Here is a 19,007-nt window from a genome sequence, read left to right on the forward strand (position 1 = left end):
GCGGCGATCCTTTAACTCGGTTTCTGACTCGGTTGCTGCAGGCGGAATTTTTCCTTGCGCTCGATCTGGACCACCTGCGCGTTGTGCACCGTGATTTCCACCGCGCCAAAGCGCAGGTCACGCAATGCGCTCTGGATCTCGCGCAAGATGGTTGCTTCGTCCTGGCCGTCAACGCTACGTAGGGATGCGCTCATGCTGCTGCTCCTTGTATGAATGCCTGGCAGTGGGCGGCACTGCTTGCGGCGTGGGAGCAATACTAGATAAAGTGGGATATTCTTAAAAAGACTATTTAAGAATTTTTATATAACCAAAACACCAACTCAATTTGGCGTCCTACATGGATCTGATCGTGGGTCCTTTTCCCTGCCAAACCCTCGGAGATTTATCATTTGGAGACGAAGGGGGTGGCGGCGCCCGCTGAGGGATAGACCGACATCGAGGCAAGCTGAGCCGACGCCATCGCGAGCAAGCTCGCACCCACCGGGTTCTGTGTCGAAACGAATCTCAAGGTCAAAGCCAATCCAATGTGGGAGCGAGCCTGCTCGCGATGGCGGCGTATCAGTCAACATCAATGCCACTGGTGATCAGGCAATCACCGGCGCCCGATCCCAATCCAACTGCGACGCAGCCACCGGCCGGCCAAACCAATATCCCTGCCCCAGCTCACACGCCTGGCCCAGCAGAAACGCCGCTTGCTCCTGTTGTTCAATGCCCTCGGCATGCACCTGCATGCCCATGCTGTGAGCCAGGGCGATGATCACGCGAACGATCGCCGCGTCATCTTCATCCCAGGGCAACCCGGCGACAAACCCCTGGTCGATCTTCAGTTTCTGCACCGGCAAACGCTTGAGCCGCAGCAGCGATGAATAACCCGTGCCGAAGTCATCGATGGCCAGGCGCACGCCCAATTCACGCAAACGGTGCATTTGTTCCAGCGCGACTTCCGGGTCTTCCATGACTGCGCTTTCGGTGACTTCCAATTCGAGCAGGGCCGGGTCAAGGCCAGTCTCGTGCAGCACGCGGGCGACTTGCTCATACAATTCGCGACGTGCGAACAAGCGGCTGGAGACATTGACCGCCACGAACGACAGCACCACCCCGGCCCGCTGCCACTCTCCCATCTGGCGACAGGCCTGCTTCATGACCCAGGCATCGATCTGGGCGATCAGCCCCGTACGCTCGGCGATGGGAATGAACTCGGCCGGCGACACCAGCCCACGCGTGGGATGCTCCCAGCGTACCAGGGCCTCGACCCCGACCAGACGGCTGGTCGCCAGGTCGTGTACCGGTTGGTAATGCACGCGCAGTTCGTCTTGCTGCAGCGCGCGTCGCAGCTCGAACCCGATCTCCACCCGCTGTTGGGCATGGGTGGTGAGTTCTTCGGTATACAAGGCATACCCATCGCGCCCACTGCTCTTGGCCTTGAACAGTGCCGAATCGGCGTTGCGCAGCAATTGCTCGGCGCTGAGAGCATCGCCGGGAAACAGGCTGATACCGATGCTGGCGTTGATAAACAGCGACTGTCCGCCGAGCTGCAAAGGCTCTTTCAATACATCGAGGATGCGCCTGGCCAAGGCCGCCGCCTGCCCTGGCTGAGAACAATTTTCCACCACCACCGCAAACTCATCGCCGCCTAGCCGGGCCAGGGTGATGCCCGGCGCGAACAACCCGAGAAAGCGCTGGGCCACGCTTTTGAGCAATTCATCTCCCACGGCATGGCCGAGGCTATCGTTGATGTTCTTGAAGTGGTCGAGATCCAACAGCAGCAGCGCGCACCCACGCTTGTGAAGCTGCGCCGAAGCCACGGTTTGCTCGGTGCGGTCGCAAAAAAGCAGGCGATTGGGCAGGCCGGTCAGCGGGTCGTGATGGGCCAGGTGCGCCAGCTCATGCTCCGAATCCTTGATTGCACTGATGTCGGAAAACACCGCCACGTATTGACTGACTTCGCCCTCGTCATCGACAACGGCACGGATGGTCTGCCATTGCGGATAAATCTCTCCGCTTTTGCGGCGGTTCCAGATTTCGCCGCTCCATTCGCCACGGCTGGACAGCGAAGCGAACATTTCCCGGTAGAACGCCGGGCCATGCCGGCCGGACTTGAACAGGTTGGGTTGACGGCCCAGCACCTCGTCGCGGGCGTAACCGGTGATCGCCATGAACGCTGGATTGACATGCACGATCAGGCCTTGACGGTCCGTGACCAGGACCCCTTCGCGGGTGCAATCGAAGACAGCGGCGGCCTGGCGCAATCGCTCACGATCGACGGTGCCCTCGCCCCTGAGCAAACCACGCGCGATGCGCACCCGAGCCATGAAAATCAGCACGGCACTGACCAGCGCCCAGGCATAACCGTTGATCAGTTGCCAGCGAAGCCGGTCGGCGGAATCATCGAAGAAACTGCTCAGTAAATAACCAACCAGCTGCAGCCAGGCAACGGATAGCAGAAGGTAAATCAATGCCCCGTGCATGGCGGTGCGTTGAGAGTTGGTCATGCGGCCGTCCATGTCCCTGTAATTTGCGGGGATTATAAAGTAAGAAACATCCTGCCACTCTTATCTGAAAGGCCGACTGGTTTTCTCCCTCGGGCTGGTGATAATGCAACGGCAATTTCTATTTTTATCGAGGGCCCTACAGCCTATGTGGTACGAAGGTTTTCTTGGCTTGTCGCCCTGGTCGCTGGTGGCAGTCACCCTGCTGATGACCCACGTGACGATCATCAGCGTCACGGTCTACCTGCACCGTTATTCGGCTCACCGTTCCCTGGAACTGAACGGCGGTCTCAAACATTTCTTCCGCTTCTGGCTATGGCTGACCACGGCGCAGAACACCCGCGAGTGGACGGCCATCCACCGCAAGCACCACGCCAAATGCGAAACCGAGGATGACCCTCACAGCCCGGTCGTCAAAGGCTTGTCCACGGTGCTGCGCAAAGGCGCCGAGCTGTACCGCGCCGAGGCGCAAAACCCGGAAACCCTGCGCATCTACGGCAAGAATTGCCCCGACGACTGGATCGAACGCAACCTCTATAGCCGTTTCCCGTTGTTGGGCGTAGCGATCATGGGCGTCATCGACCTGCTGCTGTTCGGCACCATCGGCATCACCATCTGGGCCATCCAGATGATGTGGATTCCTGTCTGGGCCGCTGGCGTGGTCAATGGCCTGGGGCATGCCGTGGGCTATCGCAACTTCGAGTGCCGCGACGCGGCGACCAACCTGGTGCCATGGGGCATCCTCATCGGCGGCGAAGAACTGCACAACAACCACCACACCTACCCCAACTCGGCCAAGCTGTCGGTGCGCAAATGGGAATTCGACCTGGGCTGGGCCTGGATCAAGGTCTTCAGCTTCCTGCGCCTGGCGAAGGTTCAGCGGGTCGCGCCGATTGCCCACCGGGTCGAAGGCAAGGGCCATCTGGATATGGACACCGCCATGGCGATCCTCAACAACCGTTTCCAGATCATGGCCCAGTATCGCCGGCTGGTCATCGCGCCGCTGGTCAAGCAGGAACTGGAAAAGGTCGATCACTCGGTCCGCCATCAGTTCCATCGGGCCAAACGCCTGCTGTCCCGGGAAACCAGCCTGTTGGACGACCGCCACCATGTGCGTATCCAGAACATGCTGGAGCATAGCCAGGCGCTGAAGGTGATCTACGAAAAACGCCTGGCCTTGCAGCAGATCTGGGTCAAGACCAGCAGCAACGGCCACGACATGCTCGCCGCCATCAAGGAATGGGTCCACGAAGCCGAAGCCAGCGGCATCCAGTCCCTGCGCGATTTTGCCGACCAGCTCAAAACCTATTCGCTGCGCCCCGCCACGGCCTGACACCGATGTGCGCGGCGGGGAGGTTGTTGTGGCGAGGGGATTCATCCCCGCTGGGTTGCGCAGCAGCCCCAAGACAGCGATGTAGTTATTTCTGACACACCGAGGCAACAGGTTTCAGGGCTGCTGCGCAGCCCAACGGGGATAAATCCCCTCGCCACAGGTTGGGAGCCGTCATCCCCCCGCCCTTCGTCGCCTGAAAAGGAACTTCGCCAGCAATCCCATATCTCAAGAGCACTTCGCCATCCTGGCGGGCTTTGGAGTGAGCGCGTGCAAATCCATAGCAATGCACGTTCCTTGAGATTTGTGCCGATGGTCGATAAGAACCTACAGGATTCATCCCAGCCGCATTGGCCCGAAGCGGCCCAGACACTCATGGCGCTGATGCACGCCCAGGGCGAAGTTGCGCGCCTGAGCGAGCGGGAGCAGCTGTTCAGTTCGCTGTTGGTCAGCGTCAACGCGGTGCTGTGGGCATTCAATTGGGAAACCCGGCAAGTACTGTACGTCAGCCCGGCTTACGAGCGGATTTTCGGCCGGCCTGCGGGCCTGGTGCTGGCCGACTACAACGAATGGCGCGATGCCATCTACCCGGACGACCTGGACTACGCCGAGCGCAGCCTGGCGGAAGTGCTGGTCAAAGGCGCCGTCGAAGATCGCGAGTACCGGATCATCGCCGCCGATGGCCAGATTCGTTGGCTCAGCGACAAATGCTTCATCAACCGTCAGGCTGATCCGGGCCAACCGGTGATCGTCGTCGGCATTGCCGAAGACATCACCGAGAAAAAGCTGCTCGAAAGCGAACTTCAGCGCCTGGCGACCACCGACGTACTGACCCAGAGCAGCAACCGCCGCCACTTCTTCGAATGCGCCCATCGTGAATTTGAGCAGGCACGGTTGCAAGGCACCCCCATGGCGTTCCTGCTGCTCGACATCGATGATTTCAAGTTGATCAACGATACCTACGGCCATCAAGAAGGCGATACGGTATTGCAGAAGATCGCAGAGAGCGGACGCAGCGTGCTCAGGCGCGGTGACTTGTTCGGGCGGATCGGCGGTGAAGAGTTCGCCGCTGTGTTTCCAGGCTGCCCACCGGACATGGCGCTGCAGGTCGCTGAACGCCTGCAACGGGAAATTCAACGCCTGGCGTTCCGCTGTGGCGAGCAAAACTTCGGCATCACCGTCAGCCAGGGCCTGACCGGTATCACCGCCGAAGACCAGACCCTCGACAGCCTGTTCTCCCGCGCCGACGCGGCCATGTACGAGGCCAAGCGTCAGGGGAAGAACCGCATCATCGCAGTTTGATCAGACTTCACCCCTCGCTCCCACAGGGTTAAGCACTGGTTTTACTGACGGCGCAGCCGCATCAATTCCGGCAGCCCGATCTTCAACAATCGCGCCGTGCGGCCCCGAGCCAGTTCTTCCAGGCCTTGCTGGGATGGCAGATGGGCCAGTTGCGCGGCCATGTTCATCACCAGCGCCTCGCGGGAATAGACCCCGCCACCCAAGCCATAGACCGCAGCGATCAATTCCCGCAGCTCCAGCGGCAGCCGCCAGCGGGCGCGCAGTGCCGAGCCGAAGCCAGCGCCGAACGCTTCGAGCGAATCCCCGACCTCCTCGGGCTCATCCAGCTCACCACCGGCTTGCTTCCACTCTTCCAGACAGCGCAACAGCGCCAAGTCGCCCAAGCGATGCAACAGGCCCGCGCAATAGCAGCGCTCCTGATCCAAGTCGAGCAGGCGGGCCATGGTCCGGGCGTACTCGGCGGTGTGCAGCGACAATTCCCAATACCGTTCGGCATAGTCCGCCAGGCAAGGGACACTCAGCCGGGCACAGCGCTTGAGCGTCAGGCCGAGAATCAGATTCATGCTTTGCCCGGTACCGAGCTGGTGCAACGCCTGGGCTACGGTCTGTACGGGGCCGCCGCCCTGGTGCTGGGCAGCACTGTTGGCCGCGGCGATCAGCACCGCGGTGATCTGCGGGTCGGTGCGGATCTCATCTTCCAGCAGTTTCAGATCCAGCCCACCGGGATTGAGGCTACGCTTGATTGCCACTTGCACATCGGTCATCAACGGCGCGCCTTCGGCCAGATCCCGTCGACGCTCCAGGAAAGTCGCCAATGTCAGCGCTGGTCCTGGGATGGGCGCGGCATTGGAGGTGTCTTCACCACTCAAGAGCAGCCCTTGCAGGCGCTGGGTCAGGTTTTCCCGGTTCAAGGGTTTGGTCAGGTACGCCGCCGGCGCCAGCGGCAATACCTCCCGCACGCTGGCGCTGTCGTTGCGCTGGCTCACCAGGATGAATGGCAACACGGGGGAGCGGCGCTGCTGACGCAAACCGCGCAAGATGCTCAAGCCATCGACGCCCGGCAGTTCCCAGTCGGCGATGACCAAGTCGTATGGGTCTTGGGCCAGCAGCTCCAGCGCCTGCTTTCCTTCGCCACAGGTCTGCACCCGGGCGTCGCAACGCACCTCTGACACCGCTTGCTCCAGCAATTCTCTAGACGCTGGATCGGCCTCGGCAATCAATACGCGCGGTCCAGCGGGTAAATCCACAGCCGTCATGCCGTATCACTCCCTTGCAATACATGCACCTTAGACAATCGCGGCCGTTCCAGACAGCTCAACAACACCAGCCCCCTTCCTCGGGGTATGAAAAAACCCGCCGAAGCGGGTTTTTTGTGGATCAGCGCACAGCTCAGCGCTCTTGAAAATCAGAGCTCGTAAAAATCAGAGCTCGGAGAAGCATTCTTCGATGATCGCCAGGCCTTTGTCCAACTGCTCGTCCGGCGAGGTCAGCGGTACCAGCACCCGCAGGACGTTGCCGTAGGTGCCGCAGGACAGCAGAATCAGGCCCTTGTCCCGGGCCTTGGCCACAACCTGGGCCACTGCCGCGGCGTTCGGCTTGTGGGTGTCGCCATTTTCGAACAGCTCCACGGCAATCATCGCGCCCAGGGCACGCACTTCGCCAATGACCGGGTATTTCTTCTGGATGGCCTTGAGGCCGGTCACCAAGCGCTCGCCAACGGCCTTGCAGCGATCCAGCAGATGTTCTTCTTCGAACACCTCCATCACCGCCAGCGCGGCGGCACAGGCAATCGGGCTACCCGCGTAGGTGCCGCCCAGGCCGCCCGGTGCAATGGCATCCATGTATTCGGCCTTGCCACAGACACCGGCCAACGGGAAGCCGCCGGCGATGGACTTGGCGAAGGTAGTCAGGTCGGCGGCAACGCCCATCTGCTCCATGGCGAAGAAAGTCCCGGTACGGCCGGCACCGGTCTGCACTTCGTCAGCGATCAGCAGGATGCCGTGTTGGTCGCACAAGGCGCGCAGGCGCTTCATGAACTCTTTCGGCGCCACATAGAAACCACCCTCGCCCTGAACCGGCTCGATGATGATGGCGGCAATGTCGCGTGGCTCGGCATCGTTCTTGAAGATGCGCTCGATGCTGGCGATGGAGTCGTCGATGCTCACACCATGCAATTCGTTCGGGTAAAGCGCGCGGAAGATACCGCCGGGCATCAGGCCCATGCCGGCCGAGTACGGTACGACTTTACCGGTCAGGCCCAGGGTCATCATGGTACGACCGTGGTAAGCGCCGGTGAACGCGATCACACCGGCACGGCCAGTGGCGGCGCGGGCGATTTTCACGGCATTTTCCACCGCTTCGGAACCAGTGGTGACCAGCAAGGTTTTCTTTGCGAAGTCACCAGGAACCTTGGCGTTGATTTTTTCGCACAGTTCCACGTACGGCTCGTAGGCCAGGACCTGGAAACAGGTGTGGGTCAGCTTGTTCAGCTGCTCGGTCACGGCGGCGATGATTTTCGGATGCACGTGGCCGGTGTTCAGCACGGCGATGCCGCCGGCGAAGTCGATGAATTCGCGACCTTCAACGTCCGTTACGGTAGCGTTCTTTGCCGATTCGGCGAAGATCGGGTGGATCTGGCCGACGCCACGGGGAACAGCGGCGGTACGGCGGGCCATCAAGTCAGCGTTAGTCTTGCTCATTACAGTCCTCATTCGCAGCTCAGGGCGGCGTGTCTCAAGGAATACATGGCGGGGAGACAACTGCGGCAGCATGCGATGATCGACTGCCGCAGCGTTCCGGCCACAAGAAACAGAACGGGTGAAACGCGCAAAGGGGCAGCGCTCTCGTGCCCTTCGCGCTTGAAGCGGGATCAGATACCCAGGCAGAGGTATTTGATTTCCAGGTAGTCCTCGATGCCGTACTTGGAGCCTTCACGGCCCAGGCCCGAAGCTTTGATGCCGCCGAACGGCGCGACTTCATTGGAGATCAACCCGGTGTTGACGCCGACCATTCCGTATTCCAGGGCTTCGGCCACACGGAACACACGGCCCAGATCGCGGGCATAGAAGTACGAGGCCAGGCCGAACTCGGTGTCGTTGGACATCGCGATCACTTCGGCTTCGTCTTTGAAGCGGAACAGCGGCGCCAGCGGGCCGAAGGTTTCTTCCTTCGCCACGGCGGCGGTTTTCGGCACGTTGGTCAGGATGGTCGGCTCGAAGAAGTTGCCTTCCATCTGCTTGCCGCCCGCCAGCACGGTCGCGCCTTTGCCAACGGCATCGGCGATGTGCTCCTGAACCTTGGCGACCGCTTTCTCGTCGATCAACGGGCCGGTGGTGGTGCCGTCTTCCAGGCCATTGCCGATCTTGAGCTTGGCAACCGCTGCCTTGAGTTTCTCGGCAAACGCGTCGTACACCGAATCCTGGATATACAGGCGGTTGGCGCAGACGCATGTCTGGCCGTTGTTACGGTATTTGGAAATGATCGCGCCCTCGACAGCCTTATCCAGGTCCGCGTCGTCAAACACGATGAATGGCGCGTTGCCGCCCAGTTCCAGGGAAACCTTCTTGATGTCCTTGGCACATTCGGCCATCAACTGGCGGCCGATCTCGGTCGAGCCAGTGAAAGACAGCTTGCGCACGATTGGGTTGCTGGTCAGCTCGCCGCCGATATCGCCTGCGCTGCCGGTAACCACGCTCAGCACGCCTTGCGGAATGCCGGCACGGTGCGCCAGTTCAACCAGGGCCAGGGCCGAGAAAGGGGTTTGCGAAGCGGGCTTGATGACCATGGTACAACCGGCGGCCAGGGCCGGGCCGGCCTTGCGGGTGATCATCGCAGCCGGGAAGTTCCACGGAGTAATGGCAGCGGTCACGCCGATCGGTTGCTTGATCACGATCAGGCGTTTGTCGGGCTGGTGGCCGGGAATCACGTCACCGTAGATGCGCTTGGCTTCTTCGGCGAACCATTCGATAAAGGAGGCGGCGTAAGCGATTTCGCCCTTGGCTTCGGCCAGCGGCTTACCCTGTTCAAGGGTCATCAGGCGACCGAGATCGTCCTGGCTTTCAATCAGCAATTCGTACCAGCGACGCAGCTTGTTGGCGCGCTCCTTGGCGGTCAACGCACGCCAGGCCGGCAGCGCCTTGTCGGCGGCTTCGATCGCACGACGGGTTTCGGCAGCGCCCATCTTTGGCACAGTGCCCAGCACTTCGCCCGTAGCCGGGTTGGTGACCTTGATCGTCTGACCATTGTCCGCATCGACCCAAGCGCCATCGATAAAGGCTTGCTGGCGGAACAACTGGGTGTCTTTAAGCTGCATGTCGGCTTTCCTTAACAGCACCGCGCGCGCGCGGAGCGAATTAGAGTTGTAGAAAGGCGCCTTAGGGGCTGCCGTCAGGGAAATCATCCACCGGGCTGAAGCACAGAAATAACGCACATAAGCATAGACGTGCGGTTCAGCACCCAGACAAGAGCGTTTGAAATCTCAAACGAATCCTAGGGCCGATGGGGTTGCAGGACAATAGGCTGTTCGAAAAAAAGAACGAAAAAGCCGCATTTGCCTGTTTTTTCTGATCAGCGTAGCCAACAGCCGCCGAGCGAGGCAGAAACAAACGGCAAATCAGCAGCATGGACGCCCGCCATGCTTATGAGTATCATGGCGCCCGCGTTGCACCAGTAGCTCAGCTGGATAGAGTACTGCCCTCCGAAGGCAGGGGTCGTGGGTTCGAATCCCGCCTGGTGCGCCATACCAAAAGCTAGACCTGTCCCGGACAGTCTATGAGCTTCAAAAAACCCGCCCCGTGCGGGTTTTTTGTTTTTGCTGCCTGTGGCGAGGGGGCTGGCATCTCCTCAACGCTCACGCAAAGCCTCCAACCGCGCCGGCAAGTCCTCCTTGGGAAAACGTTTGTGCAGCGCCAGCAGTTTTTCATCAGCGGCCTTGCTATCCCCTGCCTGCCGCAATTGCAGGATTTCCATCAAGCCCTGCTCCAGCGATGGCAGTGCCGCGGGTGCGGATTTGCTCATTTTCGTCGCTGGCTTTTCCGCCAACAATTGCACAGGGCTGGCCGGGGCTCGGGCCAGCTCGCCCTGGGGCGCCATGCGGGCGATCGGGGCCGGGGCGGGCATGGCCGGCGGTGCTGCGGCGGCGACGGCTGACTTTTGCTGGTCGGCAGAAAACTCGATCGACGCGGGTGCGGCCAACTCATCGTGAGGCAGGGGTGAGCGCAGCACCAGGCCGATCATCAGCGCCACACCGGCGACCGTGGCGAATGCCATCTGCCAACGTGGCCGCTGACAAGCCTGCAACCAGCGCTGCCACAGGCTTGGCACGGGCGCCGGAGCTTCGCGTCGGGCGGTGGCCAGGATAAAGGCGTCTAGCGAGGCCGGCGGTTCGCCGCTGGCGTGCTGACGCAAATGCTCGATCAATATTTTGTCGTCTGCATCCGGAGCGTGTTTGGGGTCGATCATGCGGGTACCTCCTCGGCCAACAGCCGGTGCAATTTCTGTTGGGCGTAACGCAAGCGGCTTTTCACCGTTTCCAGTGGGGCGCCGGTCAGTGCGGCGATCTGCGGCAGTTCCAGGTCGCCATGCAGGCGCAGGAGGAAGACTTCCCGCTGATCCTCGGGCAAGGCCTGCAACGCGGCGTCGAGACGCGCCTGGTCGCGACTCAGGCTCAGTTGTTGCTCGGGGCCGCCGGTGTCGTCGGGCTGGACATGCAGTTGCTCGTCATAACTGTCGTGCAACGGGTTGTGGACGCCATGCTTGCGCCAGTGGTCAATCAAGCGGTTGCGGGCAATCTGGAACAGCCATGTACGAAAACTCGCCCGTCCTTGTGGCTGGGTCGTGCTGCGAATCAGGCTGAGCCAGGTGTCCTGGAAGATTTCCTCGGCCAGTTCGGCCTTGTTGCTCAAGGACACGAGGAACCGATAAAGCCCTTGGCGATGGCGGGCATACAGGGCTTCGAAACAAGCCCCGTCGCCATCTCGGTAGCGGGCCAGCAGCGATTCGTCGCTGGGTGAATCAAGCGCAGCGGGCATGTCGGTGACGAACTCCTTTCTGGTCATTGCAACACAGTCCTGGCAGACAACAAGGGAACCCTGTGGGAGCGAGCTTGCTCGCCCCCACATTTTTGATCCCCGTTGCGCTCGGGATCAGCGCCTGGCCGCAGGTTCAAGGCTCTGCGCAAGCTCCACCAACTGCACAAACTCGGCGCGCAACCCGAACGGGTCATCGCCACGGGCCGACCTCGCCAGTTGTGCGGTGTCCTTCAGGCTCATCGCGCCTGTGTAGCGTCCATCGCCCTTGAGTTGCTGGGCGAAGGCCGCCACGGACGCCGCGAAGCGCAGGTCATCGCTGGGTTGTTTTTCGCTTTGCGCGCTGGCGATTGGATGCTCGATCAAGCGACTGTTGCCGCCCTCGGCCGGTTTGTAGCGTACACGCAACATGGCCAGTTCGCCGGCCTTGCCATCCGACTTCGATGCGTTGCCATAACGCAGCGGCTCCAGCCAGCCCTTCTCCCCCTTCGGAACAACTTCGTACAACGCCGTCACCGTGTGCCCTGCGCCAATCTCGCCCGCGTCGACTTTGTCATTGTTGAAATCCTCACGTTTCAATGCGCGGTTTTCATAACCCAGCAAACGATATTCGCTGACCTGGGCCGGGTTGAACTCCACCTGCAACTTCACGTCCCGCGCCACTACCGCAAGCGTCGAACTGAGCTGATCCACCAGGACCTTGCGGGCTTCGAGCAAGTTGTCGATGTAGGCGTAGTTACCATCGCCGGCGTCAGCCAATTGCTCCATCAGGTGTTCGTTGTAGTTATCCACGCCAAAGCCCAGCGTTGTCAGGGATACACCACTTTTACGCTGATCCACCGCCATCTGCTTGAGGCTGTCGAAATCACTGATGCCGACGTTGAAGTCACCGTCGGTGGCCAGCAGGATGCGGTTGATGCCCTTGTCGATGAAGCTTTCCCGGGCCATTTGATAGGCCAGTTCGATGCCCGAGGCCCCCGCGGTTGAACCGCCAGCGTTCAGCTGATCGATGGCGTTGCGGATCTTCACTTTGTCGCTGCCCGGAGTGGGCTTGAGCACCACGCGGGATTCGCCGGCATAAACCACCAGCGATACGCGGTCCTGATCGCGCAATTGATCCACCAGCAGTTTCAACGTGCTTTTGACCAGCGGCAGCCCTTCACGACGGTCCATGGAACCGGACACGTCCACCAGGAACACCAGATTGGCCGGGGCCAGCTCCGCCACGGCGCGGTCGGATGCCTTGATGCCGATGCGCAACAGACGGGTATGAGGATTCCATGGCGACGGCGCGACTTCGGTAGTCACGCCAAACGGCGAACCATCGGTGGGCAAGGCGTAATGGTAAGAGAAGTAGTTGACCATCTCCTCCAAGCGCACGGCGCCCTCGGGCGGCAGGCTGCCTTGGTTGAGCAGACGTCGCACATTGGCATAGCTGCCGGTATCGACATCCACGCTGAAGGTCGAGACCGGCGTTTCGGCAACGCTATGGATGGGATTGTCCGGCAGCTTTTCGTACTGCTCGCGCGACTCGGCGCGGTAACCCGCGGCGACGGCATCGTTCGCCACGCTTGGGGCAGGCATTGGTGCCGGTTTCATGAGCATGCGCTTGGCCGTCGACTGGCGCACTTCGGCGATCTCGCCTTGCGGTACAACACTGGGCGCCACGGCCACCGGCTCGGCTGACTTGGCCGCTTCGTGAGACGAAGACAACCCACAACCGGCCAAGGTCACCAGCATGGTGACAGCAAAACCCTGGGCGCCAGGACGCATAAAAGACAGTGGACGGGACATGGGCTGAACCTCGTGGATGGATGATTCGTTCACAAGGTCAGACGTAAGGCCTGCGTGGTTCGGGTTAATCGCTTGGAAATAATTTCCTGACTGCTCGCAGCCCTTCCTTAGCCCCTGATGCCTTTGCGATTTTCCCTCAGGTTACCGCCACGACGGTTTCCTTCAGTCCACCACCGACGTTACTCGGCGCAGATCCGTGCCATCGCAATGGTTTAAGCGAGCACCGTTGAGTCGGCACACCGTCCGCTAACTCACGATTCGCACACCAGCGAGGGCTGGACAGACTTCGTGTGCCGTTTCGGAAAATAAGCCGCCGCGCCGACGCCCAGCGCGCCCATCACTACGCAGTACCCCACGCACACCCAAGGACTCCACGGCACCAAAGCAATCAGCACCAACGGCGTGATGCTCGCCCACAGCGCGTAGGCGATGTTGTAGGTAAACGAGATGCCAGATACACGGATTTTTGCCGGAAACAGGCTCACCATCACCGAAGGCACCGCGCCGACTACACCGCAACCCAAGCCGGCGATAGCGTAGGCCAGGCCCAGCCACGCGCTGCCGCTGATCAGGCTGGCGAAGAGCACGGCGATGCCCACGGGCAGCAGCAGGCTATACAGCATCACCGTGCGCCAGGCGCCGATGCGGTCGACGATGAGGCCGGCCAGGACGCAGCCGATGTTCAGGAAAACGATGCCGAGGCTGCTCAGGGCGAAAGTGTGGCCAGGGGTCAGGCCGAAGCTCTTCTGCATCACGGTCGGGGTGATGACCACAAATACCACCACAGCAGAGGTCAGCACGCAGGTGAGAATCGCGGCGGGCAGCAAGGCGTGGCGATGGTCGCGCAGGACCGTGCGCAGCGGCAATTCCGCCGCGCCTTCGCGATTGGCTTGCAGCGCCATGAAGATCGGCGTTTCGCTCAGCCAGCGGCGCAGCCAGACGCCAATCACACCGAATACCCCGCCCAGCAGGAATGGCAGGCGCCACGCGTAGTCAAGGATTTCCGCCGGGGTATAAATCCGCGCCAGCGCCGTGGCGGTCAGGGCGCCAAGCAGATAACCGAAGGTCAGGCCCGCCTGGAGAAAGCCCAAGGCATAACCTCGATGTTTCAGTGGCGCATGTTCAGCGACGAAGACCCAGGCGCTGGGCACTTCCCCGCCGACCGCCGCGCCTTGCAGGATACGCAGCGCCAGCAACAGCAACGGGGCGAAATAACCGATTTGCGCGTACGTCGGCATCACGCCGATGAGCAGGCAGGGCAACGCCATCATGAGAATGCTGAGGCTGAACACCCGCTTGCGCCCCAGGCGATCGGCAAAGTGCGCCATGAGAATCCCGCCCAACGGCCGTGCCAGGTAGCCGGTGGCGAAAATTCCGAAGCTTTGCAGCAAGCGCAGCCACTCGGGCATTTCCGGTGGGAAAAACAGCTGGCTGAGGGTCAGGGCGAAGAAGACAAAAATGATGAAATCGTAGATTTCCAGCGCACCGCCAAGGGCGGCGAGGCCCAGGGTCCTGTAGTCGGATCGGTTGAACCGGGCGTCTGGCAAATGAGTGGTGGCAGTCATAGGCAAGTTTGAAAAAGAATTGGAAGAAGGCGACGGTTCAGGCAGCGGGCCCCTTGTCCGCGGGCTGCACCGACGATTGGCCTGGCTCGGCGTCCGCGGCCTCGTCAGCTGGCAAGAAATCCTTGCGGCTCTGGGCGATGGCCCGGCGTATTTCGTCGCCCTTGGTGGGGCAATTCTTGAGGCGGGCGATGCCGTCGGTTTTCTGCGTCATCGCCATCCTCCGGCATGAATGAACAGGGGCTCGATAGTGCTCGTTTTTGGCGCGCGATGCCAACTTACGTGACGATTGGGGCCGCCGGGCAACCCCGCGGGTGCATGCTTGCTCGCCCGGAGCCGAGGCCCGGTCAACGGTGATAGCGGCGCACCACGCTGCTGTTGCGCAGGACGTGGCCCTTGAGTTTTTCCATCAATTGGGCCCGTGTGAGGCCGGCAGGCAGGGCGTCGGGCGGCAGGTCCAGGGCGAAAATCTGGATCAGGTAATGGTGGGCGCTGTCACCCACGGGCGGGCACGGTCCGATGTAGCCGTGGGTGTTTTTGCTGTTGATGCCGCTCATGCCCTCAAGCGTGGATTTGGTGCCCGCGCCTGTCGGAATCTGTCGGGTGCTGGCCTTGATTCCATAATGGACCCAATGATCTACGCCTTGTCCACGCTGGCCGTCGGGGTCGAGCATGACGATGGCGTAGCTGAGGGTGCCAGGCGGGCCGGCATTCCAGCTCAGGGCCGGGGAAATATTCTTGCCGCCACATTGGTTGGCGTCGCTGGCGGCCGCTGCGGTGAAGAGGCGGTCGTCCGACACGCCGGGAATGCTCAGGGTGAAACGCTCTTCGGCCTGGACTCCCTGTGCGCACAGCACGAGGGTGACGGCCGCGAGCCAGGAGGAAAAGGAAGTCAATCGGGTCATACCGGGCACCTTGAATGCGGTTCAGGCCAACGACGGCCTGCGAACTATAGCCGCAGCGCCGCCCCGGTTGCAGTGACAATTACGCTGAACCTCGTTCCAATCCCTCGACTCCAACGGGAAACGCCTGCCGGAGAACGACCATGCCGATGCATCAAGTCGCCCGCCTCGCTGATGTGCGAGAAGACCGCGGCCTCGAAGTCACCCTCAACGACGCGCCCATCCTGCTGTTACGGGCTGGAGGGCAAGTGCGGGCGTTCCAAGGCAAGTGCCCGCACGCCGGGGCGCCTTTGGCCAAGGGCGCCGTATGCCACGGAAGGCTGATCTGCCCCTGGCACAAAGCCGCGTTTCGCGCTGAAGACGGCGCCCTGTGCGAGCCGCCGGCCCTCGACAGCCTGGAGCGTTACCACGTCGAGGTGCGAGGCGAAGAAGTCTGGGTCGATGACCAACCACTGCCGGCCGAAAAAGTCCCCCCCGCCGATGACCCGCGCACGTTTGTCATCGTCGGCGCCGGCGCGGCGGGCACGGCATGCGCGGCGGCGTTGCGCGAGAAGGGTTTCGGCGGCCGGATCCAGCTGATCGACCGCGAGGCCGAGGCCGGCTACGACCGGACGGTGTTGAGCAAATATGTACTGGCTGGCGACATGGCTGCGGACGAAACTCCGCCTCTGCGCGATGAAACTTATTTCAGCCAACAACGCATCGAACGGCGCCACGGCCAAGTGACCGGCCTTGATGTCAATGCGCGTCGGATCCGCCTCGCCGACGGTCAATCACTGGCTTACGACGCCCTGTTGATTGCCACTGGCGGCGAACCCAAGACGCTGGATCTGCCCGGTATCGACTTGCCGCAAATCCTGATGCTGCGCTCCTTGGCCGATACACGGCGGATTCTCGAACATGCGCAGCCGGGGCAACGAGCGGTGATCATCGGCGACAGTTTCATTGCCATGGAGGTCGCCTCCTCCCTGCGCAAACGCGAACTCAGCGTCACCGTCCTGGCTCGTCACCCAGTGCCGTTCGCGGCGCAGTTCGGCGACAGTATCGGCAAGGCGATCCTGGCTCGGCACCGGGCCAATGGCGTGGTGTATCACACCGACGGCGAAGCAGCGCGGATCGAGGGTATGGGCAAAGTACACGCCGTGGTGCTGGATAACGGCCAACGCTTTGAGGCGGACCTGGTCATCGTCGGCGTCGGCGTGCGCCCGGCCACGGAGCCGTTCGCCAACCTGCCACGGGAGAAAGACCAATCGTTGATTGTCGACGACGGCATGCGCGTGGCCGACGGCGTCTGGGCCGTGGGTGATATCGCGACCTTCCCCCTCAACGGCCAGCCCCAGCGCATCGAACATTGGCGGCTGGCCCAGCAACAGGCCCGCATCGCCGCGACGAACATGCTCGGTGGTGAAGAACATTACCTGGACGTGCCGTTCTTCTGGACCTATCACTTCGGCAAACGCTACGACTATCTGGGCGATGCCGAGGAATGGGACGAAGTGCAATTCAAGGGCACGCCCGAGCATCCGCCCTTTATCGCGCTGCTCGGCAAGGACGGCCTGGTCGTGGCGGTCGTGGCCTGCGATGAAGGCCGGGCGATGGCGGCACTTGCCCAGCGCATGAAACAACCGCTGCCTGTGGATGAAGCTTGGCGGCTGGTCCGGGATTTTTCGATGTAGCTTGTCTTTGCAGACGCCACAAAGCCTGTGGGAGCGAGCTTGCTCCCACAATGAAGCAGCACCGCTGCGCTTACGCCGAATGATCCGCCGGCAGATGAATGATCTGCGGTCGCTCCAGCGGCGCCAGGGGCGGCGGTTGCAAGTCCGGGCCCAACAAGTGGAAATGCGGCACGACGTGGCTGATATCGCCGTCCTGATTGTTATGGATGATCTTCGAACCTGGCTGGCGCAGCGTTTCCAGACGTTCGCCAGTCAATTTGAAACTGGCACTCAGCCCCTGGTCGTCCACTGCGGGCCTTGGCAGCCTACGCTGGGCGAAGCTACGGCTCTTGCGCTGTTGATAGCGCGCCCAGCTGATCAGGATGATTGCGTTGACCAACGCGATCCAGCCGTAGATCTGCAACGTCCCCAGGGTGTCGAACAATGAACCGCCCAGACGCGGGCCCGCGTGGCTGTCAAACAGCGGCCACAGACCGTTCACCAGCAGGTACAACAGTCCAACCCACGCCAGTACCGTAAAGAGCACGTCGATGATCACCAGAAAAGGCCGCTGGCGGGTCCTGATAATTTTCATCGGATCACTTCCTCTTCTTCGTCATCGAACGGTTTGATCCCGCGATCCGGGCTGATCCATCGCGCGCGCTTCTGATGCTGTCCGAACAGCACCTTGGGGAAACTCACCAGCGTGGTGAACAAACTGATCAGCCAGAACACCAGGGGGTACCAGACCACCCAGAACATGATGTGCCACAGGCCCTTTTCGTAGCGACGGTCGATCAGAATGCTCACCGCGAATTGCATCAGGCACACCACCGCCAGCAACAGGCCGGTGAAAGCCGGCGGCATCAAGTGATCCACGGCGATGGCGGCTGGCATCTCGACGAATTTACCGGCTCCCCAGAAGATCACTGACAGCAGGAAGGTGAACGCCCAACCGGTGGACAGGCAGTATTCGAACAGCAGCGGCCACAGGTAGCGGTGACGGTATTGCCAGATGCCGCGGATGTTCTTGAATAGCACCTCGGCGCCACCCTGGGCCCAACGCAGCCGCTGCCGCCACAGGCCCCGCAAGGTTTCGGGCATGAGGATCCAGCACAGGGCGCGTGGCTCGTAGAAAATGCTCCAGTGGTCCAGTTGCAGCTTCCAGCTGATGTCGATGTCCTCGGTGATCATGTCCGGGCTCCAGTAGCCGACCCGGTGCAGGGCCGTGCGACGGAACGCGACGATTACGCCGGACACGGTAAAGATCCGCCCGAAAACCCGCTGGGTGCGCTTGATCAAACCGATGATCGAGGAAAACTCGCCGACCTGGACCCGGCCCACCAACGTCGAACGGGTGCGGATGCGCGGGTTGCCGGTCACCGCGCCAAGGCGGGCGTTGTCCAGCATCGGCGCTACCAGGTAGGCGCAGGTGTTGGGCGCCAACAGCGCGTCGCCGTCGATACACACCAGGTATTCACTGCGTGCGGCGATGGCGCCCATACGCAGGGCCACGGCCTTGCCCTGGTTTTCCGCCAGGTGCAGCACGCGCAAGCGCGGGTCTTCGACGGCCAGTCGATCGAGCACCTCGGCGGTGTTGTCCTTGGAGCCGTCGTTGATGGCGATGACTTCAATGTTCGGATAATGCTGGCCCAGCGCTGCGTGAATCGTGTCGGCAACGTTGTCGCCTTCGTTGAAGCACGGGACCAGGATGCTGATCAGCGGCTCGCCGGCCAGGGGCGGCGGCAACGTGTCGTCCTTCCACGGCCAGTGACGCTCCCAGTGTAGCCAGAAATACAGGCCTCCAGCGATCCACAGGCCGGACATGAACAGCGGGTAGAAGAACACGAAGTCCATCAGGAATTGCCCGGTAACCAGGAAGATCAGGCCCAGGGGCACCCCAAGGACGATCGCCAGCACCAGGACGGCGAGCAGTCTGTCAAGCAT

The 19,007-nt window shown here is 61.5% G+C and carries 16 protein-coding genes and 1 tRNA gene; 4 read left to right on the plus strand and 13 right to left on the minus strand.

From position 1 onward, the window contains the following. Window positions 1–11: 11 nt before the first annotated feature. Complete coding sequence (oscA, locus tag J3P92_RS24510; RefSeq protein ID WP_030138496.1) at window positions 12–194, minus strand: sulfur starvation response protein OscA; 183 nt, start codon at window positions 192–194, stop codon at window positions 12–14. Window positions 195–584: 390 nt separating this feature from the next. Continuing rightward, on the minus strand, window positions 585–2,492 hold the full coding sequence (gene dibA, locus J3P92_RS24515) for a phosphodiesterase DibA (RefSeq protein WP_434649371.1): 1,908 nt from the start codon (window positions 2,490–2,492) through the stop codon (window positions 585–587). A gap of 145 nt (window positions 2,493–2,637) precedes the next feature. On the opposite strand from dibA, the gene desA reads away from it, so the two are divergent. Both desA and J3P92_RS24525 read left to right on the plus strand, forming a co-directional pair. Then, complete coding sequence (desA, locus tag J3P92_RS24520; RefSeq protein WP_434561338.1) at window positions 2,638–3,822, plus strand: delta-9 fatty acid desaturase DesA; 1,185 nt, start codon at window positions 2,638–2,640, stop codon at window positions 3,820–3,822. A gap of 309 nt (window positions 3,823–4,131) precedes the next feature. Further along, the gene (locus J3P92_RS24525; RefSeq protein ID WP_420767751.1) at window positions 4,132–5,121 is read left to right on the plus strand and encodes a GGDEF domain-containing protein; all 990 of its coding nucleotides are present in this window, start codon (window positions 4,132–4,134) and stop codon (window positions 5,119–5,121) included. A gap of 41 nt (window positions 5,122–5,162) precedes the next feature. Here J3P92_RS24525 and J3P92_RS24530 read toward each other — a convergent pair whose 3' ends face one another. The 3 genes from J3P92_RS24530 to gabD form a co-directional block, all read right to left on the minus strand. After that, a complete protein-coding gene (locus J3P92_RS24530; RefSeq protein ID WP_434649374.1) occupies window positions 5,163–6,377 on the minus strand; it encodes an HDOD domain-containing protein in 1,215 nt (404 codons plus the stop codon). Window positions 6,378–6,542: 165 nt separating this feature from the next. Next, window positions 6,543–7,820 carry a 4-aminobutyrate--2-oxoglutarate transaminase gene (gabT, locus tag J3P92_RS24535; RefSeq protein ID WP_420767749.1) on the minus strand — a complete coding sequence of 426 codons (1,278 nt, stop codon included), beginning with the start codon at window positions 7,818–7,820 and terminating at the stop codon, window positions 6,543–6,545. A 170-nt stretch (window positions 7,821–7,990) separates the two neighbouring features. Continuing rightward, window positions 7,991–9,433 (minus strand): NADP-dependent succinate-semialdehyde dehydrogenase, encoded by a 1,443-nt coding sequence (gene gabD, locus J3P92_RS24540; RefSeq protein ID WP_434649376.1) that lies wholly within the window; start codon window positions 9,431–9,433, stop codon window positions 7,991–7,993. 350 nt (window positions 9,434–9,783) lie between these two features. Between gabD and J3P92_RS24545 the strand changes: the two genes are divergently transcribed. Then, window positions 9,784–9,860: transfer RNA gene (locus J3P92_RS24545), tRNA-Arg, on the plus strand. A 103-nt stretch (window positions 9,861–9,963) separates the two neighbouring features. On the opposite strand, the gene J3P92_RS24550 is transcribed toward J3P92_RS24545, so the two are convergent. From J3P92_RS24550 to J3P92_RS24575, 6 genes are all read right to left on the minus strand, one after another. Beyond that, entirely contained in the window at window positions 9,964–10,581 is a 618-nt protein-coding gene (locus tag J3P92_RS24550; RefSeq protein ID WP_434649379.1) for a hypothetical protein, read from the minus strand. Then, window positions 10,578–11,150 (minus strand): RNA polymerase sigma factor, encoded by a 573-nt coding sequence (locus J3P92_RS24555; RefSeq protein ID WP_434651198.1) that lies wholly within the window; start codon window positions 11,148–11,150, stop codon window positions 10,578–10,580. Before J3P92_RS24555 ends, J3P92_RS24550 begins: the two co-directional genes overlap by 4 nt. Before the next feature lie 114 nt (window positions 11,151–11,264). Further along, window positions 11,265–12,941 (minus strand): vWA domain-containing protein, encoded by a 1,677-nt coding sequence (locus tag J3P92_RS24560; RefSeq protein WP_434649382.1) that lies wholly within the window; start codon window positions 12,939–12,941, stop codon window positions 11,265–11,267. A gap of 251 nt (window positions 12,942–13,192) precedes the next feature. Next, window positions 13,193–14,506, minus strand: coding sequence for an MFS transporter (locus tag J3P92_RS24565; protein ID WP_420767745.1), 1,314 nt, complete (start codon window positions 14,504–14,506; stop codon window positions 13,193–13,195). Window positions 14,507–14,543: 37 nt separating this feature from the next. After that, window positions 14,544–14,717 (minus strand): hypothetical protein, encoded by a 174-nt coding sequence (locus tag J3P92_RS24570; protein ID WP_420767744.1) that lies wholly within the window; start codon window positions 14,715–14,717, stop codon window positions 14,544–14,546. A 133-nt stretch (window positions 14,718–14,850) separates the two neighbouring features. Then, window positions 14,851–15,408: a YbhB/YbcL family Raf kinase inhibitor-like protein gene (locus J3P92_RS24575; RefSeq protein ID WP_420767743.1), complete on the minus strand. Its 558-nt coding sequence runs from the start codon at window positions 15,406–15,408 to the stop codon at window positions 14,851–14,853. Between the two features lie 140 nt (window positions 15,409–15,548). Here J3P92_RS24575 and J3P92_RS24580 point away from each other — a divergent pair, with 140 nt between their 5' ends. Beyond that, window positions 15,549–17,081 (plus strand): FAD-dependent oxidoreductase, encoded by a 1,533-nt coding sequence (locus tag J3P92_RS24580; RefSeq protein WP_434649384.1) that lies wholly within the window; start codon window positions 15,549–15,551, stop codon window positions 17,079–17,081. 70 nt (window positions 17,082–17,151) lie between these two features. Here the strand turns inward: J3P92_RS24580 and pgaD are convergent, their stop codons facing one another. Together pgaD and pgaC are read right to left on the minus strand one after the other, a co-directional pair. Continuing rightward, window positions 17,152–17,655, minus strand: coding sequence for a poly-beta-1,6-N-acetyl-D-glucosamine biosynthesis protein PgaD (gene pgaD / locus J3P92_RS24585; protein ID WP_420767741.1), 504 nt, complete (start codon window positions 17,653–17,655; stop codon window positions 17,152–17,154). After that, window positions 17,652–19,007: a poly-beta-1,6-N-acetyl-D-glucosamine synthase gene (gene pgaC / locus J3P92_RS24590; protein ID WP_420767740.1), complete on the minus strand. Its 1,356-nt coding sequence runs from the start codon at window positions 19,005–19,007 to the stop codon at window positions 17,652–17,654. The genes pgaD and pgaC overlap by 4 nt, the downstream gene beginning before the upstream one ends.

This window comes from Pseudomonas sp. D3-27 (assembly GCF_051132165.1).
Classification (GTDB): Bacteria; Pseudomonadota; Gammaproteobacteria; order Pseudomonadales; family Pseudomonadaceae; genus Aquipseudomonas.

Coding starts and splice junctions, on each gene's coding strand:
- dibA (WP_434649371.1), bottom strand. CDS start 2,492: ATGACCAACTCTCAACGCACCGCCATGCACGGGGCATTGATTTACCTT.
- desA (WP_434561338.1), top strand. CDS start 2,638: ATGTGGTACGAAGGTTTTCTTGGCTTGTCGCCCTGGTCGCTGGTGGCA.
- J3P92_RS24575 (WP_420767743.1), bottom strand. CDS start 15,408: ATGACCCGATTGACTTCCTTTTCCTCCTGGCTCGCGGCCGTCACCCTC.
- J3P92_RS24530 (WP_434649374.1), bottom strand. CDS start 6,377: ATGACGGCTGTGGATTTACCCGCTGGACCGCGCGTATTGATTGCCGAG.
- J3P92_RS24550 (WP_434649379.1), bottom strand. CDS start 10,581: ATGATCGACCCCAAACACGCTCCGGATGCAGACGACAAAATATTGATC.
- pgaD (WP_420767741.1), bottom strand. CDS start 17,655: ATGAAAATTATCAGGACCCGCCAGCGGCCTTTTCTGGTGATCATCGAC.
- J3P92_RS24525 (WP_420767751.1), top strand. CDS start 4,132: ATGGTCGATAAGAACCTACAGGATTCATCCCAGCCGCATTGGCCCGAA.
- gabT (WP_420767749.1), bottom strand. CDS start 7,820: ATGAGCAAGACTAACGCTGACTTGATGGCCCGCCGTACCGCCGCTGTT.
- J3P92_RS24570 (WP_420767744.1), bottom strand. CDS start 14,717: ATGACGCAGAAAACCGACGGCATCGCCCGCCTCAAGAATTGCCCCACC.
- J3P92_RS24565 (WP_420767745.1), bottom strand. CDS start 14,506: ATGACTGCCACCACTCATTTGCCAGACGCCCGGTTCAACCGATCCGAC.
- gabD (WP_434649376.1), bottom strand. CDS start 9,433: ATGCAGCTTAAAGACACCCAGTTGTTCCGCCAGCAAGCCTTTATCGAT.
- pgaC (WP_420767740.1), bottom strand. CDS start 19,007: ATGCTTGACAGACTGCTCGCCGTCCTGGTGCTGGCGATCGTCCTTGGG.
- J3P92_RS24580 (WP_434649384.1), top strand. CDS start 15,549: ATGCCGATGCATCAAGTCGCCCGCCTCGCTGATGTGCGAGAAGACCGC.
- J3P92_RS24555 (WP_434651198.1), bottom strand. CDS start 11,150: ATGCCCGCTGCGCTTGATTCACCCAGCGACGAATCGCTGCTGGCCCGC.
- J3P92_RS24560 (WP_434649382.1), bottom strand. CDS start 12,941: ATGTCCCGTCCACTGTCTTTTATGCGTCCTGGCGCCCAGGGTTTTGCT.
- oscA (WP_030138496.1), bottom strand. CDS start 194: ATGAGCGCATCCCTACGTAGCGTTGACGGCCAGGACGAAGCAACCATC.